The sequence below is a fragment of the Ensifer canadensis genome, from assembly GCF_017488845.2.
In the GTDB taxonomy this organism is placed as follows: domain Bacteria; phylum Pseudomonadota; class Alphaproteobacteria; order Rhizobiales; family Rhizobiaceae; genus Ensifer; species Ensifer canadensis.
This window is the reverse complement of sequence record NZ_CP083370.1, coordinates 2,776,254-2,791,619: the sequence shown is the minus strand read 5'-3', so window position 1 is coordinate 2,791,619 and position 15,366 is coordinate 2,776,254. Positions and strand designations below refer to the sequence as shown.

The window sequence follows — 15,366 nt, the reverse complement described above, 5'->3', positions numbered from 1 at the left end:
AGGTTGCGACGATGGGTTACAGCCTCGATTTCGGGTGGCTTCGGGATGCCGCGGGCGCGATCGCCCATGGCGCTGCGATGACGCTCTTTCTGATCGCCTGCACCATGGTGCTCGGCATTCTGATCAGCATTGTCTTTGCAGCCGCCCGCCGCAGCCGTTACGGCGTGCTGCGCAAGGCGGTTGCCGTCTATGTCGAAGTGATCCGCAACACGCCGTTCCTGGTGCAGTTGTTCTTCATCTACTTCGGTCTGCCGAGCCTCGGCATCCGGCTCGATCCGATCGTCGCGGCGATCCTGGCGATGACGCTCAACATGGCGGCCTACACCACGGAGATCGTCGGTGCCGGCCTTGACGCCGTGCCGAAGGGCCAGGGCGAGGCAGCCTTTGCACTCGGGCTGAGGCCACGGCAGGTGTTCGTCAAGATCATTCTGCCGCAGGCTCTGAAGGTCATCTTTCCGGCGCTGATCAGCCAGGTGATCATCATGATGCTGGAATCGGCGGTCGTGTCGCAGATCGCCGTGCGGGAACTCGCCCATGAGGCGGACCTGCTGCAGGCGCGGACCTTCCGATCCTTCGAAACCTATTTTGTCGTCACGCTGATCTATCTCGCGTTGTCGATGATGATCCGCCGTCTGTTCGTGGCGGGCGGCCGGCGCATGCTTGGGGCGGGCGTGTCATGATCGAGTTCACCTTCTGGGACATCCTGCGCAATCTGGTATTTGCGACCCGCTGGACGCTGCTTCTATCGCTTGTCGCCTTTGCCGGTGGGGCTGCCGTCGGCCTGATGATCCTGTTTGCGCGCATATCGAAACAGAAGTGGCTGCGTCGGTTCGGCTCGGGCTACATCGCGCTGTTTCAGGGCACGCCGTTGTTGATGCAACTGTTCCTGATGTTCTTCGGTCTGCCGATGCTTGGCTTTCGCATCGAGCCATGGACCGCGGCAGCATTGGGGTTGACCTTCTATGCCAGCGCCTATCTTGCCGAGATCTGGCGCGGCGGCGTCGAAGCCCTGCCGGCCGGCCAGTGGGATGCCGGCGCCAGCCTCGGGCTGCATCGCCTGCAGGAACTGCGCCTGGTGATCCTGCCGCAGGCGTTCGCGATCACCCGGCCGCCGGCTGTCGGCTTCCTCGTCCAGCTCATCAAGAGCACGGCGCTGACGTCGATCATCGGCTTCGAGGAGCTTCTCAGAACCGCCAATGCGATCAATAATGCAACCTTCGAACCTTTCACGGTCTATGGGCTGGTCGCGGTGATCTTCTTCGTGCTGTGTTATCCGCTGACACAATATGCACGCATGCTGGAACGCAAAATGCCCGCGCACTGAGACCGAAAATGTGCAAGAAATCAAAGAGAACAGGGAACAAGGCGGATCACCGCCGAAACAAAGGAGAAAGATGATGATCACCACTTCCATCAAGCGCCGCACGCTGCTCGGCGCGGGTCTTGCCGGCGCTTCGATGCTGGCGATGCCCTCGGTACTGCGCGCCCAGGACAAGTCGCTGAAGGTCGGCGTTTACGGCGGCTATTTCAAAACCTCGTTCGACAAGAACATCTTCCCGGAATTCACCAAGGCGACGGGCATTGCGATCGAATCGATCGCCGAGCCGACCGGCGAAGCCTGGCTCGTTCAGCTGGAGCAGGCCGCACGCGCCGGCCAGGCGCCGGCCGACGTTTCGATGATGTCGCAGGTGGCGATGCTCAAGGGACAGTCGACCGAGCTGTGGACGCCGATCGACATGGCGAAGATCAAGAACAGCTCGAACCTGCTCGACCGCTTCGTCAACAAATATCCGGATGGCCGCGTTGCCGGCATCGGGGCCGTGTCCTGGTACATCACGCTGGTCACCAACACCGATGTCTACAAGGAAGCGCCGACCTCCTGGTCCGCGTTCTGGGATCCGGCAAATGCCGACAAGCTGGGCCTGCTGGCGCTGGTTTCCAACTCCTTCCTACTGGAAGTGACCGCCAAGACCTACTTCGGCGGCACCAATGCGCTTGATACCGAAGAGGGCATCCTCAAGGTCTTCGAAAAGCTCGCCGAGGTTAAGCCGAACGTCCGGCTCTGGTACCGCGACGAGGCACAGTTCGAGCAGTCGCTGAAGTCGGGTGAAATCCCGATGGGCCAGTACTATCACGACGTGACCGGCCTTGCGGCCGCCGACGGCAATCCGGTGCGCTCGACCTTCCCGAAGGAAGGCGGCATCCAGGATTCCGGTTGCTGGGCACTGTCGCGCGCCTCGCAGAAGTCCGAGGAAGCCCATGTCTTCATCGACTACATGTGCCAGCCTTCGATCCAGGCGACCCTGTCGCGCAAGGTCGGCACGTCGCCGACCGTCAAGCGCGAAGTCACCGATCTGACGGATAAGGAATTTGCAGCCGTTTCGTCTGACATCGAGCCGATCGTGCCGCGCTACGACCTTTATCAGTCCAAGTCCGATTGGCTCAACCAGAAGTGGACCGAGCTGATCGTCGGCTGATGACAAGACGTTGGCCCTCCGCTTTTTTAAAGGGGAGGGCCGGAGCTTAAACGAAAGGGGGCATCGTCTCCCTTGCCACCCCTCCCGCAGACGGGAGGGGACTATCCCGCGGAGAGACAATGTCCGGACTCGCCCTTCAAAACGTCGTCAAGGAATTCGGATCCTTCAGAGCCGTCAACAATGTCGACCTCAACGTGCCGCACGGGACGTTCGTCTGCATGCTCGGCCCGTCCGGTTGCGGCAAGACCACGCTTTTGCGCATGATCGCCGGCCTTGACCTGCCGACCGGCGGGGCGATCCAACTTGATGGCGACGACATCACCCATGTGCCGACGCACAAGCGCAATCTCGGCATGGTGTTTCAGTCGCTGGCGCTTTTCCCGCATCTGACCGTCGGCGAGAACATCGCCTACCCCTTGCGCATCCGCGGTGCGGCAAAGGAAGACCAGAAGAAGCGCGTCGACGAACTGCTGTCGATGATCCATCTGACCGGTTATGCCGACAGGCCCGTTGCCAAACTTTCAGGCGGCCAGCGCCAGCGTGTCGCGATCGCGCGCGCACTGGCGATCTCGCCCAAACTTTTCCTTCTCGATGAGCCGCTGTCGGCACTCGACGCCAAGCTGCGCGAGGCGATGCAGGTGGAATTGCGCCAGCTGCAGCAGAAGCTCGGCATCACCACCATCGTCGTTACCCACGACCAGCGCGAAGCGATGACCATGGCCGACACGGTCGTCGTGATGAACGGTGGCGAGATCCGCCAGGCCGCGTCGCCGATCGAGATCTATCGCCGCCCCGCCGACAGCTTCGTCGCCGACTTCATCGGCCAGACCAATCTTCTCGAGGTGCAGGCCGACAGTGCCGGCCGCGTCGAGGTGCTGGGGCAGCCGATTGCCGGCCTTGCATTGCCTGCAGGCGCTTCCAAGGGAACGCTGTCGGTTCGTCCTGAAGATGTGCACCTGACCGCACCCGGTGCCGGCGCACTCACTGGCAAGGTCACCTTTGTGCGCGATCTCGGCGGCACGATCGAAACCTTCGTCGACATTGCCGGCCGGCAGATCGTCGCGGTCTCGACGCCGCGCGGCCGGCCAGACGTCACCGTCGGCCAGGAGGTCGGCATTGCGCTTACCCCCGACGTTTGCGTGGTGTTGAAGAAATGAGACGCGAACCGCCCCAGACCCTTGGCGATTACGCGCCGCTCCTCTTTCCCGCGGCGATGCTGACGATCTTCTTCGTCGTGCCCTTCGGCACCATGATCGCCGTCAGCTTCTTCCAGCGCCAGCAGGGCGGCTTCTACACGCCGGCCTTCGTCTTCGACAATTATGCGCGCTTCCTCTCCGCCTTCTTCGGCGGTGTGCTCGGCTTTTCGCTGCTGCTCGCCATCACCGTGGCGATCTGCTGCGTCGTGCTGGCGCTGCCCTTTACCTACATGCTGACCCGCATGGGACGAAAGGTGCAGGTGCTCTGGCTCGTGGCGCTCCTGTCGATCCTGTCGCTGTCGGAAGTCATCATCGGCTTTGCCTGGTCGACGCTGTTCTCTCGCACGGCCGGCATTACCAACATTCTGGTGGCGCTCGGCATCATGAGCGAGGCGAAGGCACTGACCCCGAGTTTCGGCGCGGTGCTGACCGGCATGGTCTACCAGGCTTTCCCCTATACGGTGCTGGTGCTTTTCCCGGCACTTGTGCGGCTTGACCCGACCCTGACGGAGGCTGCCCGGACGCTTGGCGCATCGCCGCTCAAAGCCTTCTTCACCGTCGTCGTGCCGGCGCTCAGAAACACCATCACTGCAACGCTGATCATGGTGTTCATCTTCGCGCTCGGTTCCTACCTGCTGCCGCAGCTGCTCGGCCGGCCGCAGCATTGGACCCTGTCGGTGCTGATCACCGACCAGGCGATCTACCAGTCGAACATGCCTTTTGCCGCGGCCATGGCGGTGTTCCTGGTGCTGGTGACGCTCGGGCTCGTGGCGCTGACCGTGATTGCCGGACGCAAGGGAGAAGCGGTATGACCTCGATCTTCCGCAAGGCCTACTTCTTCCTGATCGGGCTCTTCCTGGCGCTGCCGCTGATCGTCGTTGCCGGTGTATCGGTCAATGCCAAGCAGACGCTGGCTTTCCCGCCACAGGGCTTTTCGCTGTCCTGGTACGGCGAGATCTTCCTCAATCCGGAATGGCGCAGCGCGCTTTTCGCCTCCGTCACGCTGGCGTTGCTGTCGGCGGCCCTTGCCGTTGCGATAGCGTTGCCGCTGGCCTGGTTCCTCTGGCGCCGGATCGCGCCCTGGGCCAATATCTTCCAGTTGCTCGGCGTCGCGCCCTTTACGCTGCCGCCCGTGATCACCGCGCTTGGCATGCTCACCTTCTGGGCAACGGTCGGCTTCTACGGCCAGCCCTGGACGGCGGTCGTCAGCCACGCGATCTTCTTCGTGACGCTGCCGCTGGTGACGTTGTCGCTCGGCTTCACCGCGATCGACCGATCGCTGGTCGAGGCAGCCGCGACCATGGGGGCCGATGAGCGCACGATCTTTCGCACCATCGTCCTGCCGCTGATCCTGCCCTATATCGTCTCGGGCTACGCGTTCGCCTTCGTGCTTTCGCTCAACGAATACATCGTTGCCTACATGACCGTCGGCTTCACCATGGAAACGCTGCCGATCAAGATCTTCAATGCGCTTCGCTACGGCTACACGCCGACCATGGCGTCGGTGACGATCCTGTTCGTCACTACGGCCGCCGTGATCTTCGGTCTCGTTGCCCGTTTCGGCGACCTGCCGAAGCTTTTGGGCGCCATGTCGTCGGACGGAAAATGATGAAGCTCGCCGCGCTCCAGATGCAATCGGCCTGCGGCGATGTCGCCACCAATCTCGACCGCCTTGCGCGGGCGGCGAAGGAGGCGGCTGCGAGAGAAGCGACGCTGCTGATGACGCCGGAACTCGGCCTTACCGGGTATGGCGCGGGGGGGGCGATCCGCGATCTCGCCGAGCCGGCGGATGGACTGATCGTCCGGCGCCTGGCGCAGATTTCGCGGGAAAGCGGCATCGCGCTGATCGCCGGTTTCGCCGAACTCGATGGCAACGACATCTATAACAGCGCCGTCTATGTCGATGGCGATGCGACGCCGACCGTTTACCGCAAATCGCATCTCTACGGCGACTACGAGCGGTCGCTGTTTAGGGCCGAAAAACCGTCGACACGGCTGTTCGCCCACCGTGGCGTCACCTGTGGCATGCTGATCTGCTACGATGTCGAGTTTCCTGAGAATGTGCGCAGGCTGGCATTGGCGGGTGCCGAAGCGGTGCTGGTGCCGACGGCGCTGCCGGCCGGATGGTCGGGCACCTTCATCACCGACCACATGATCCAGACGCGCGCCTTCGAGAACCAGGTCTTCGTTGCCTATATCAACCATTGCGGCTCGGACCCGATGTTCTCCTTTGCCGGCCTCTCGCGCATCGCATCGCCGGACGGACAGGTGCTGGCCAAGGGTGACGCCGGCCACGAGGCGCTGATTTTTGCCGACATCAATCCGGCGAGCTTCGCGATCTCGCGGCTGGAAAATACCTATCTCGGTGATCTCAATCGCACGTAGGCTTCTCCGGTTTGGACGATCGTGGAAACGCTCTGTCTCCTAGTTTTACGCATTTCCTGACGAAGAACTGCTTCGCGCTTTTCCTGGAAATGCTCCGAGGTTGTGCGGAGATCGTTCACTCCAGAAGAACATTGCGTTCTACATTGTCCACTTTCGCAATCGCCGTGCCGCCCCATATTGTGCTCAACAGAAAAGCCACGCATTGGAGGCAATCATGAGTTTGCAACTGACGGGTATTCACCATCTGACGGCAATCACGGCGAACGCGCCGGAGAACCTGCACTTCTACACCAAGGTTCTCGGGCTGCGCCTGGTCAAGAAAACCGTCAACCAGGACGATACAACCGCCTATCACCTGTTTTACGCCGACGGCAAAGCGAGCCCGGGAACGGACCTGACCTTCTTCGACTGGCCGGTCGGACGCGAAGGCCGCGGCACGCACAGCATCTCGCGCACCGGCCTGCGGGTCGGCAGTGCCGATAGTGTTCGCTGGTGGAAGGGTCGCCTCGACGAGATGAAGGTGACCGCCGGCGATGTGCGCGAAATCGACGGCCGCATCTCTCTCGACTTCGAAGACGGCGAAGGCCAGCGTTTCCGGTTGATCGACGACGGCGGACTTTCACCCTCGCACCCCTGGGAAAAGAGCCCGGTTCCGGCCGAGCACCAGATCAAGGGTCTTGGGGCCATCACCATCAGCGTGCCTGATATCACCAACACCGAGCTGGTGCTGACGCAGGTGATGAACATGACCGAGGCAAGACGCTATCCGTCGCCGGATGGCGAGGGCCAGGTGCATGTGTTCTCGATGGGCGAAGGTGGTCCCGCAGCTGAACTGCATGTGGCCGTTCAGCCCGGCCTGCCGCCCGCCCGCCAGGGTGCCGGCGCGGTGCATCACGTCGCCTTCCGGGCGCCGGATACAGATGCGCTGACGGCGTGGACGGAGCGCCTGCAGGGCTTCCGCCTGCAGTCGAGCGGTGAGGTCGAACGCTACTATTTCCGCTCGCTCTATTTCCGCGAGCCGAACGGCGTGCTGTTCGAGATCGCCACCGACGGGCCGGGGTTTGCCGTCGACGAACCGATGGAAACGCTTGGCGAAAGCCTGTCGCTGCCGCCGTTCCTGGAGCCGAAGCGGGCCCAGATCGAGGCACGGCTGAAGCCGCTGGAATAACGATCAAAAGCAGAAAGCCGGGGCTCGTCCCCGGCTTTTTCGGTTTTACATCCCCCTGATCCCATTGGCTTTCCCGTCGCATCGACCCATGATGGCGGCAACAAGCAGCAAAGGGTCAGATCATGGTGAAAATCCTCGGCATTTCAGGAAGCCTCAGGAAGGCGTCGTTCAACACAGGCCTGATGAAGGCTGCCGCGTCAGCCTCGCCCGATGGTGTCGAATTCGGAACCGCGACGCTGCATGGCATTCCGCTCTATGACGGCGATGTCGAGGCCAGGGACGGCATCCCCGAGGCCGTTACCGCGCTGAAACAGAAGATCATGGCAGCCGACGGCGTGATCCTGTTCACACCCGAATACAACAATTCGATGCCGGGGGTTTTCAAGAACGCGATCGATTGGTTGAGCCGGCCATCGGCCGATATCGCCAAGGTGTTTCGTGGGCGACATTTTGCGCTCGCAGGTGCGTCGCCGGGCAATTTCGGCACGATCCTCAGCCAAAACGCCTGGCTGCCGGTCATGCGTACGCTCGGCGCCGAGCTGTGGTCGGGCAAGCGGCTGATGCTGCCGCGCGCGGAAAGCCTGTTCGATCAGGACGGGCTGCTGACGGACACGGACGCGAGCGACCGTCTGCGCGCCTTCGTCAAGGCTTTCGCAGACTTTGCTGCGGCAAAGAGTGGGAATTAAGGGCTTCAGTCCTGAGGGGACACTTGTCTAGCCTCCCACGAGGTGGCGAAAGACCGAATTTTGTCATCCTCTGGCTTGACCCGAGGATCCATCTGCGCGCGCACCGTCGGTGCAACGTGGCTCAAAGCCTTGAGGCCGTGGATGCTCGGGTCAAGCCCGAGCATGACGGAGAGAATTGAGGGTGCGCCTGCTACGCTGCCAACGCGAACTCTTCCTTCGTCCGCGAGCCCTCAGACGCTGTTTTCTGTCAGCCATTGCTGGATGGCAGCGATATCGGGAGCGCCGATTTCATGCCCCATGTCGAGATCGATGGCCGTGAGCCTGGCGCCGGTCTTCTCCAGCTCAGTTTTGAGGCGCGGCGCAAACTGGCCGTAGCCGTCGCTCTTGCCCGTCAAAAGCAGGATGTTCGTGCCGGCGAGATCGGGCGTCGGCATATCGTCGAGAACCACCATCGAGCGCATCAACACCACCTGCCGGATCAGGCCTGGATGCAAGGTCATCAGCGCGCCCAGCAGGTTGGCGCCGTTGGAATAGCCGATGAAAACGGCCTTTGAGAGATCGATACCGTAGCCATCGCGCGCGCCTTCAAGAAAGGCCGCAAAGGCGTCGGCCTCCGAGCGCGCATCCCTCTGGTCGAAGGTGGTCGAGGAATAGCGCCGGAACCAGCGCGGCGAGCCTTCTTCGGTGGAGCGACCGCGAACGCCGAGCAGCGTGGCGTCGTGATCCACCTGATGGGCGAGGTGCAGAAGCTGCGTCTCGTTGCCGCCGCTGCCGTGCAGGAGCACGAAGGTGCGGTCGTCGGGCGTCTCCGGATGATAGAAGCGATGAACGAAGGGCAGGTCCCGCTCCGCCAGGCGCGGCTCCCCCGGCAGCGCGAACTGCGGCAAGCTGACCAGCGTTTCCGCAGTGCGGTCGGCAAAATGGGCGGGGATGAACAGCTCCGTGCCGAGCGTCTCCTTCGGCTCGTCGACGGTGAAGCCGGGCTTGTCGGTTGCAAACTCGTAGAGCGAGCCGCCGGGTTCGCGGACATAAAGCGAATAGAAGTATTTGCGGTCGTGGGCGTTGATGACGCCGGCATCGTCACGTTTGAGGTCGTCGCGGACCTTCAGAACGGTTTCCTTGTCCGGGGCGCGAAAGGCGATATGGTCGATCGTGCCGGTGCCGGGTGCCGATGTCCAGAAACCGGTGGCGTCGCGCACGTCGATGATGTCGCCCGATTGCGAGGTGAAGCGGCGGATCGTGTCGGTGGCGCCGGTTTCGCTATAGCCGAAGTGCTCCGCGAGAAAACGGGCGGAGTCGGCCGGCTGCTCCGTCAGGATCGTCGCTCCGCGCAGGCGCCGGATCGCGTCTGCCTGGGGAATGTCGCGCGTGCTCCATGGTGCCGCTGCCGAAAGCGCATTGGTTCCCACGAGCTTGACGATGACGCCGTCGGGATCCTTGAGCCGCAGCACCGGTTCGCCGAATTCCTGGGCAGGACCGGAAATCTTGATGTTGTACTGGAGCGCCCGCGTCAGCCAGAAGCCGATGCTTTCCGGCGCGATGGCAAAGGCGATCTCGCTTGGCTGGCCGTGGCCAACGCGGCCGGGTGCGCCGTCCTCCCACATCAGGAAGGTCACAAGCGAGCCGGGGGAGCCCTCAGCGTCGCCGTAGAAGAGATGGAGCTGGGTGGCATCCTCGTAGCCGCCGGTTCGCTTTACCAGGCGCAGGCCGAGGAAGCCGACGTAGAAATCGACGTTCGCTTGCACCTTGCGAGCAATCAGCGTGATGTGGTGGATGCCGCTCGTCATTTTTCGTCTCCCGATATGATGCGCTCACAAACCACATGCGGATCGCTGGCGCCAGAACCGCGGCGGAGAACGCTGTGTTCACGTGGGCGGAAAAGTCAGCTCCGCTCCTTGGCGAGGAAGGCCTTGAAGGCGTCGGCATAATCCGGGTGCCAGCGCGACAGCGGCGGCCGGTTCTCGACGATGTCGCCGGCTGCCCACAGAATACGTTTCTCGTCAGTCGACCGGATCACGTCGTTGTCCGGGCAGAGGATGTAGAAGTCGCCGCGCTCAAGGCTTTCCATCATGAAGTCTACTGTCTGATCCGGCGTCCAGGCGCCTTCCGGTTTTTCCGTGCGGCCACTTGCGGTCAGCGACGTGTAGACGAAGCCGGGGATGAGCAGATGGGCGTGGACCTGGCCGCCGGCGATGTTGCGCAATTCATGTTCCAGCGCCTCGGTGAACGCCTTCACGCCGGCTTTTGAAACATTGTAGGCGGGGTCGCCGGGAGGCGTGGTGATGCCCTGCTTCGAGCCGGTGTTGATGATGACGCCCGGCTGGCCATGGGCGGTCATGTGCGAGGCGAAGACGCGTGAACCGTTGATGACGCCCCAGAGATTGACGGCGAGTACCGCCTCCCAGTTTGCCTGGGGGCCGAATATCGCGCTGCCGGGCTGAATGCCGGCATTGTTCATCAGCACATGGACTGGCCCGAAGCGCGCGCGGGCGTCGCGCTCCAGCGCTTCGATCTCTTCAAGGCGAGAAACGTCCGCCGGGATGGCTGCAACATAGTCCGTGCCCTGCGACGACAACTCTGCGACCTCGGCTGCAGCTCGCGTCAGGCGCTCGCCGTCGAGATCGGCGAGTACGACACGCATGCCGAGCCGCGCGAAACGGCGGGCGCTGGCAAGGCCGATGCCGGAAGCGGCGCCGGTGACGACGGCAAGGTGATCGGGGGCAAAGGCGGGGTGAGACATGGCGGAAGCTCCAGCGGTCAGGATCGAACGCAAGAGATAGGGCGCAAGGAGGCGCCTGTCCATCACTGTGGTCCGTTGCGCCTAGCGTTGAAGCGCCTGAAATCTATCCGTTTTCAGCACGCCAAACCTTGTCACCCCGACCGGGCACACTAGTTCCGATAAGAACCATCGGTAGCCAGAGTGGCCTGCCGCAACAGGTATCGGATGGATTGATGGCAGGAACGGCAACCCGCAACGACAAACGCATCCCATGCGAAAGCTGTCCCTTGCGCAAGCTCGATCATTTCCGGGCATTCACCGCGGACGAGCTGGCCTTCGTCTCACAGTTCAAGACAGGGGAACTCGCAGTCGACGGCGGGGCGACGATCCTGGTGGAAGGCGCACACAGCGCCTATCTCTTTACCGTGCTGAGCGGTTGGGGATTTCGCTACAAGATGCTCGACGACGGGCGCCGGCAGATCCTCAACTACATCATGCCCGGCGATCTCGTTGGACTACAGGGCAGCCTCATGGGGGAGATGCAGCATTCGATCGAGGCCCTCTCGCCTGTCACGCTCTGCGTCTTCGAACGCGGCAAGCTCAATCGGCTCTATAGCAGCTATCCTGATCTCGCCTATGACCTGACCTGGATCGCCGCGCGCGAAGAGCGCATCCTCGACGAGAACCTCTTGAGCATCGGCCGCCGGTCGGCGCTGGAACGTGCCGCCTATCTCATCGCCTTTCTCTATCAGCGTGCCAAGGCGTTGGACCTCTTCAACGGCAGCCGCGTGGCGATCCCGATTACGCAGCAGCACGTGGCCGATACGCTCGGCCTCTCGATCGTCCATACCAACAAGACACTGAAGAAGCTGGCCGAGCGTGGCATGATCCGCTGGGCGGACAAGGGCTGCAACGTTCGCGATATCGACGGCCTGCTGACGATCGCCGGCTGGGAAGGTTTCAGCGAGGCCAAGCGGCCGCTGATCTGACGCTTCGGTCTGGACTGATATGCAAGAAGCCCCGCCGGACGGCGGGGCTCGGTGACACCGTTCATCGGTCGTCAGGCGGCGACGATCGCTCTCAACATCCACAGCGCCTTCTCATGGAAATTGAGCCGGTCGGTCAGCATGTCCGTCGTCACCAGGTCGCCGTTGTCGTCGGCCTTGGTGCCGGCGTCGCGCATGCGTCGGGCCGCAGCCTCGTGGTCGGCAATGAGGTCGGCGACCATCTCGGCGGCGGTCGTGTGGTTCACCGAGGCGCTGGTCGGCGCAAACTGATTGGCCTCGCCAAGCTTTGCCGGCGCCAGGTGCCCCAGCGCGCGGATGCGCTCGGCGATGATGTCGGTGGCCTTGAACAGTGTGTTGTAGTGTTCCTCGGTCAGTTCATGCAGCGGCTTGAACAGCGGACCGACGACATTCCAGTGATAGATGTGGCTCTTGATGACAAGCTTGTACGTGTCGGCGAGAATGTCGGAGAGCGCGGCCGCCATCTGCTGGCGATAGGCCTTCTTCAGCCCGATGTCGAATTCCTCGTCCTTGACCTTCGGTTTCAGCACGGAGGCTGCCTGTGCCATGATCTTTCTCCAATCCGTTTCGGAAATTCATCCTGAGTATCGAGACGCGGCCGCGAATGCAGCTTTCAGCCGGCGATGCGCCGCTTCCTATTGAACGCCCCCCAGCGCGCCTTGTTCCTTCGCTGGCGCGGGTAGAGATGCGACAAAATCGCTGGGGGTGCCCGACATGTCTTTTTTAAATGCCGGGTGGGTTCGCGGGGTCTATAGATCAAGGTTGAATGCGGCGACCGCTTCTGCGGCCGGCGCATGGTTCTCGCGAAAGGTGGACCGAATGCCAACGATCGAGATTCCACCGTCGATCAGAACAGTGCTCGTTCTGGAAGACAATTTCATCATCGCGATGGATGCCGAAGAAATCCTGAAATCGATGGGTATCAGCGATGTCCAGATCGCCGCCAACGCCGATCAGGCGATGAAGCTGATTGCCGCCCAGTCGTTCGATTTCATCATCCTCGACGTCAATCTCGAGGATGAGACCAGCTTTGCGGTAGCGGATGCGATCCTCGCCCGCGGCTTGTGTTTCGGCTTTACCAGCGGCTACGGCGACGCGGAGATCTTCCCGGCGCATCTGCGGGGTATCCCAAGGATCGACAAGCCATTCAACGAGAGTTCGATCGGCAACCTGATCGCCACGGCCACCAGGCGGTGAGGCGGCTAGAGCCGTAGCCTCGGTCTCTTAATCTCGCCGGGTTCTGCATCAAGCCACCGGCTGAGAGCGGCGGTGGCGATGGTGAAATGACATCGCGTGGCGGCGAGGCGTTACCGGTCTCACGTCCATATCGTAATGACGCTCGTTCTGGCCGATTCCGGCCTCAGGTCTTGCCGCGGGAGACGAACCAGGGATTGGCAAAATCGCTGTCGCTCGTCTGATTGCGTTTGCCATAGGTGAGCGGCGTGCCTTCCATCGTCAGCGTCTCGCCGCCGGCCGCGCGCAGGATGGCATCGCCGGCGGCCGTGTCCCACTCCATCGTACGGCTGAAGCGCGGGTAGACGTCGGCAAGGCCGTCGGCCAGCAGGCAGAACTTGAGCGAGGAGCCGACGGCCTCGTAGTCGGTGATCCCATGTTCGGCGAGATAGGCAACGGTCTCGGCACTGTTGTGCGAGCGGCTCGCAAGCGCCACCAGCCGATCGCCGCGACTGCGACAGCCGATCACGGTTTCAGGTCCGACGTGAAAGGCTTCGGAGACCACTGCTTTCAGTGCCTTGCCGCCGGCGGCGGCGTAGAGGATGCCGAGTGCCGGAGCGTAGACGACGCCGGCAACTGGCGCGCCGTTTTCGATCAACGCGATGTTGACGGTGAAGTCGTTGTGGCGGCCGATGAATTCCTTGGTGCCGTCGAGCGGGTCGACGAGAAAGAATGACTTGCCTGAGATGTCGGGGATGGAGCCGGCCGCGACCGATTCCTCAGCCACGACGGGAATGTCAGGAAAGGCGGCGGCAAGATCGGCCAGGATGATGCGCTCCGCACACGCGTCGGCGTCCGTCACGGGCGAACAGTCGGGCTTGTAGGTCACTGCCGGGCCGGCGTTGTAGATGTCGAGGATGGCGCGCCCGGCGGCGATCGCGGATTTTTGCAGAATGTCGAGCATTGCCTGTCGTCTTTCGGGCCTTTGTCGGGCCATACCACACTCAACGACAGAAGTTGCCCATAGTTTTAGACGGTTCCTACGAAATGTCGTGTCGCAGGCGCCGGTTACGCGAGTTTTCGTGCCTTGCGGCAAATGGCCGGCTTGATTTTTGCAGCTGCGAGAAGCTTGCATCTTTGCTCCTCGCGCCGGCTGTGCAAATGTGCCGACGCAACTGAACTGGATGACTTCATGCGTTATTCCGCATACTCGATCGTCAGGAACGCCCTTTCCGGAAACCTGAACTGGAAACCGCAATGGCGACAGCCTCAGCCGAAATCCCATTATGACGTAATCATTGTCGGTGGCGGCGGCCATGGTCTTGCGACCGCCTACTATCTCGCCAAGGAATTCGGCGTGAAGAACGTCGCGGTGCTCGAAAAGGGCTATCTCGGATCGGGCAATGTCGGCCGCAACACCACGATCGTGCGCTCCAATTACATGCTGCCCGGCAACGAACCCTTCTACGAATTCTCGATGAAGCTCTGGGAAGGGCTTGAGCAGGACCTGAACTACAACGTCATGCTCTCCCAGCGCGGCGTCATCATGCTTTACCACAGCGACGCCCAGCGCGACGCCTATGTCAGGCGCGGCAACGCGATGTGGATGGAAGGGGTTGCGGCCGAGTTGATCGAGCGCGAACAACTGAAGAAGATGATCCCCTTCCTCAATTATGATCATGCGCGCTACCCGATCCTCGGGGGCCTCCTGCAGCGGCGCGCGGGCACCGCCCGCCATGACGCCGTCGCCTGGGGTTATGCGCGCGGGGCGGACCAGCACGGCGTCGACATCATCGAGCATTGCGAGGTGACCGGCATTCGCCGCGAGAATGGCGTCGTCACCGGGGTGGAAACGTCAAAGGGCTTCATCGGTTGCGGCAAGCTGGCGCTGGCAGCGGCCGGCAACTCCTCGCGCGTCGGCGAGATGGCCGACCTGAAGCTGCCGCTCGAAAGCCACGTGCTGCAGGCCTTCGTGACCGAGGGGCTGAAGCCGTGCATCGATCACGTGATCGTCTATGGCGGCGGACACTTCTATATCTCGCAGTCGGACAAGGGCGGACTGGTCTTCGGCGCCGAGATCGACGGTTACTCCTCCTATGCCCAGCGCGGTAATCTAGCGACGGCCGAACATGTGATGGAGGAGGGGGTGTCGATGATCCCCGGCCTGTCGCGCGTCCGGGTGCTGCGCGCCTGGGGCGGTGTCATGGACATGAGCATGGATGGATCGCCGATCATCGACCGCACCTCGATCGACAACCTCTACCTCAATTGCGGTTGGTGCTACGGCGGCTTCAAGGCGACGCCGGCCTCGGGCTACTGTTTCGCGCATCTCATCGCCAGGAACGACACCCACCCGGTGGCGCGCGCCCTGCGGCTCGATCGTTTCGCGCGGGGCTATGCGGTCGACGAGGCAGGGGCCGGGCCGCAGCCCAATCTTCACTAGAGCATCCCGCTTTCAAGTGGAATCACTGAAAGCGGATAAGATGCTCTAGAATCAAAGTGCTAGAGCGTCCTTTGTGCGTTCATCTGAACGCACG

General features: G+C 62.3%; 16 protein-coding genes. 12 read left to right on the top strand and 4 right to left on the bottom strand.

The window, feature by feature from the left end; genetic code table 11:
• Positions 1–11 precede the first annotated feature (11 nt).
• The 9 genes from J3R84_RS13705 (at position 12) to J3R84_RS13665 (ending at position 7,912) form a co-directional block, all read left to right on the top strand.
• A complete protein-coding gene (locus J3R84_RS13705) occupies positions 12–680 on the top strand; it encodes an amino acid ABC transporter permease (protein WP_025428167.1) in 669 nt (222 codons plus the stop codon).
• A complete protein-coding gene (locus tag J3R84_RS13700; RefSeq protein ID WP_025428166.1) occupies positions 677–1,324 on the top strand; it encodes an amino acid ABC transporter permease in 648 nt (215 codons plus the stop codon). Before J3R84_RS13705 ends, J3R84_RS13700 begins: the two co-directional genes overlap by 4 nt.
• 73 nt (positions 1,325–1,397) lie before the next feature.
• Positions 1,398–2,477, top strand: a complete 1,080-nt coding sequence (locus J3R84_RS13695) for an ABC transporter substrate-binding protein (protein ID WP_025428165.1) — start codon at positions 1,398–1,400, stop codon at positions 2,475–2,477.
• A 119-nt stretch (positions 2,478–2,596) separates the two neighbouring features.
• Positions 2,597–3,634 carry an ABC transporter ATP-binding protein gene (locus tag J3R84_RS13690; RefSeq protein WP_025428164.1) on the top strand — a complete coding sequence of 346 codons (1,038 nt, stop codon included), beginning with the start codon at positions 2,597–2,599 and terminating at the stop codon, positions 3,632–3,634.
• Entirely contained in the window at positions 3,631–4,485 is an 855-nt protein-coding gene (locus J3R84_RS13685) for an ABC transporter permease (protein ID WP_025428163.1), read from the top strand. The genes J3R84_RS13690 and J3R84_RS13685 overlap by 4 nt, the downstream gene beginning before the upstream one ends.
• Positions 4,482–5,282, top strand: coding sequence for an ABC transporter permease (locus J3R84_RS13680; protein ID WP_025428162.1), 801 nt, complete (start codon positions 4,482–4,484; stop codon positions 5,280–5,282). The genes J3R84_RS13685 and J3R84_RS13680 overlap by 4 nt, the downstream gene beginning before the upstream one ends.
• Positions 5,279–6,058, top strand: a complete 780-nt coding sequence (locus tag J3R84_RS13675) for a carbon-nitrogen hydrolase family protein (RefSeq protein ID WP_025428161.1) — start codon at positions 5,279–5,281, stop codon at positions 6,056–6,058. Before J3R84_RS13680 ends, J3R84_RS13675 begins: the two co-directional genes overlap by 4 nt.
• 214 nt (positions 6,059–6,272) lie before the next feature.
• Positions 6,273–7,226, top strand: coding sequence for a ring-cleaving dioxygenase (locus tag J3R84_RS13670; RefSeq protein ID WP_025428160.1), 954 nt, complete (start codon positions 6,273–6,275; stop codon positions 7,224–7,226).
• Positions 7,227–7,348: 122 nt separating this feature from the next.
• The gene (locus J3R84_RS13665; protein ID WP_025428159.1) at positions 7,349–7,912 is read left to right on the top strand and encodes an NADPH-dependent FMN reductase; all 564 of its coding nucleotides are present in this window, start codon (positions 7,349–7,351) and stop codon (positions 7,910–7,912) included.
• Positions 7,913–8,142: 230 nt separating this feature from the next.
• Here J3R84_RS13665 and J3R84_RS13660 read toward each other — a convergent pair whose 3' ends face one another.
• Positions 8,143–9,699, bottom strand: a complete 1,557-nt coding sequence (locus J3R84_RS13660; protein ID WP_025428158.1) for a VOC family protein — start codon at positions 9,697–9,699, stop codon at positions 8,143–8,145.
• A gap of 95 nt (positions 9,700–9,794) precedes the next feature.
• The gene (locus J3R84_RS13655) at positions 9,795–10,652 is read right to left on the bottom strand and encodes an SDR family NAD(P)-dependent oxidoreductase (RefSeq protein ID WP_025428157.1); all 858 of its coding nucleotides are present in this window, start codon (positions 10,650–10,652) and stop codon (positions 9,795–9,797) included.
• A gap of 212 nt (positions 10,653–10,864) precedes the next feature.
• Here J3R84_RS13655 and J3R84_RS13650 point away from each other — a divergent pair, with 212 nt between their 5' ends.
• Positions 10,865–11,620, top strand: coding sequence for a Crp/Fnr family transcriptional regulator (locus J3R84_RS13650; RefSeq protein WP_025428156.1), 756 nt, complete (start codon positions 10,865–10,867; stop codon positions 11,618–11,620).
• 71 nt (positions 11,621–11,691) lie between these two features.
• Here the strand turns inward: J3R84_RS13650 and J3R84_RS13645 are convergent, their stop codons facing one another.
• Positions 11,692–12,204, bottom strand: coding sequence for a Dps family protein (locus J3R84_RS13645; protein WP_025428155.1), 513 nt, complete (start codon positions 12,202–12,204; stop codon positions 11,692–11,694).
• A 271-nt stretch (positions 12,205–12,475) separates the two neighbouring features.
• Here J3R84_RS13645 and J3R84_RS13640 point away from each other — a divergent pair, with 271 nt between their 5' ends.
• A complete protein-coding gene (locus J3R84_RS13640) occupies positions 12,476–12,853 on the top strand; it encodes a response regulator (protein ID WP_025428154.1) in 378 nt (125 codons plus the stop codon).
• 163 nt (positions 12,854–13,016) lie between these two features.
• Here the strand turns inward: J3R84_RS13640 and cysQ are convergent, their stop codons facing one another.
• Positions 13,017–13,793: a 3'(2'),5'-bisphosphate nucleotidase CysQ gene (cysQ, locus tag J3R84_RS13635; RefSeq protein ID WP_025428153.1), complete on the bottom strand. Its 777-nt coding sequence runs from the start codon at positions 13,791–13,793 to the stop codon at positions 13,017–13,019.
• 228 nt (positions 13,794–14,021) lie between these two features.
• On the opposite strand from cysQ, the gene J3R84_RS13630 reads away from it, so the two are divergent.
• A complete protein-coding gene (locus tag J3R84_RS13630) occupies positions 14,022–15,272 on the top strand; it encodes a sarcosine oxidase subunit beta family protein (RefSeq protein WP_025428152.1) in 1,251 nt (416 codons plus the stop codon).
• Positions 15,273–15,366: the final 94 nt, after the last annotated feature.

What these genes read in the sequence shown, in the direction of transcription:
- J3R84_RS13705 (WP_025428167.1), top strand. Translation starts at nt 12, where the DNA reads ATGGGTTACAGCCTCGATTTCGGGTGGCTTCGGGATGCCGCGGGCGCG.
- J3R84_RS13700 (WP_025428166.1), top strand. Translation starts at nt 677, where the DNA reads ATGATCGAGTTCACCTTCTGGGACATCCTGCGCAATCTGGTATTTGCG.
- J3R84_RS13695 (WP_025428165.1), top strand. Translation starts at nt 1,398, where the DNA reads ATGATCACCACTTCCATCAAGCGCCGCACGCTGCTCGGCGCGGGTCTT.
- J3R84_RS13690 (WP_025428164.1), top strand. Translation starts at nt 2,597, where the DNA reads ATGTCCGGACTCGCCCTTCAAAACGTCGTCAAGGAATTCGGATCCTTC.
- J3R84_RS13685 (WP_025428163.1), top strand. Translation starts at nt 3,631, where the DNA reads ATGAGACGCGAACCGCCCCAGACCCTTGGCGATTACGCGCCGCTCCTC.
- J3R84_RS13680 (WP_025428162.1), top strand. Translation starts at nt 4,482, where the DNA reads ATGACCTCGATCTTCCGCAAGGCCTACTTCTTCCTGATCGGGCTCTTC.
- J3R84_RS13675 (WP_025428161.1), top strand. Translation starts at nt 5,279, where the DNA reads ATGATGAAGCTCGCCGCGCTCCAGATGCAATCGGCCTGCGGCGATGTC.
- J3R84_RS13670 (WP_025428160.1), top strand. Translation starts at nt 6,273, where the DNA reads ATGAGTTTGCAACTGACGGGTATTCACCATCTGACGGCAATCACGGCG.
- J3R84_RS13665 (WP_025428159.1), top strand. Translation starts at nt 7,349, where the DNA reads ATGGTGAAAATCCTCGGCATTTCAGGAAGCCTCAGGAAGGCGTCGTTC.
- J3R84_RS13660 (WP_025428158.1), bottom strand. Translation starts at nt 9,699, where the DNA reads ATGACGAGCGGCATCCACCACATCACGCTGATTGCTCGCAAGGTGCAA.
- J3R84_RS13655 (WP_025428157.1), bottom strand. Translation starts at nt 10,652, where the DNA reads ATGTCTCACCCCGCCTTTGCCCCCGATCACCTTGCCGTCGTCACCGGC.
- J3R84_RS13650 (WP_025428156.1), top strand. Translation starts at nt 10,865, where the DNA reads ATGGCAGGAACGGCAACCCGCAACGACAAACGCATCCCATGCGAAAGC.
- J3R84_RS13645 (WP_025428155.1), bottom strand. Translation starts at nt 12,204, where the DNA reads ATGGCACAGGCAGCCTCCGTGCTGAAACCGAAGGTCAAGGACGAGGAA.
- J3R84_RS13640 (WP_025428154.1), top strand. Translation starts at nt 12,476, where the DNA reads ATGCCAACGATCGAGATTCCACCGTCGATCAGAACAGTGCTCGTTCTG.
- cysQ (WP_025428153.1), bottom strand. Translation starts at nt 13,793, where the DNA reads ATGCTCGACATTCTGCAAAAATCCGCGATCGCCGCCGGGCGCGCCATC.
- J3R84_RS13630 (WP_025428152.1), top strand. Translation starts at nt 14,022, where the DNA reads ATGCGTTATTCCGCATACTCGATCGTCAGGAACGCCCTTTCCGGAAAC.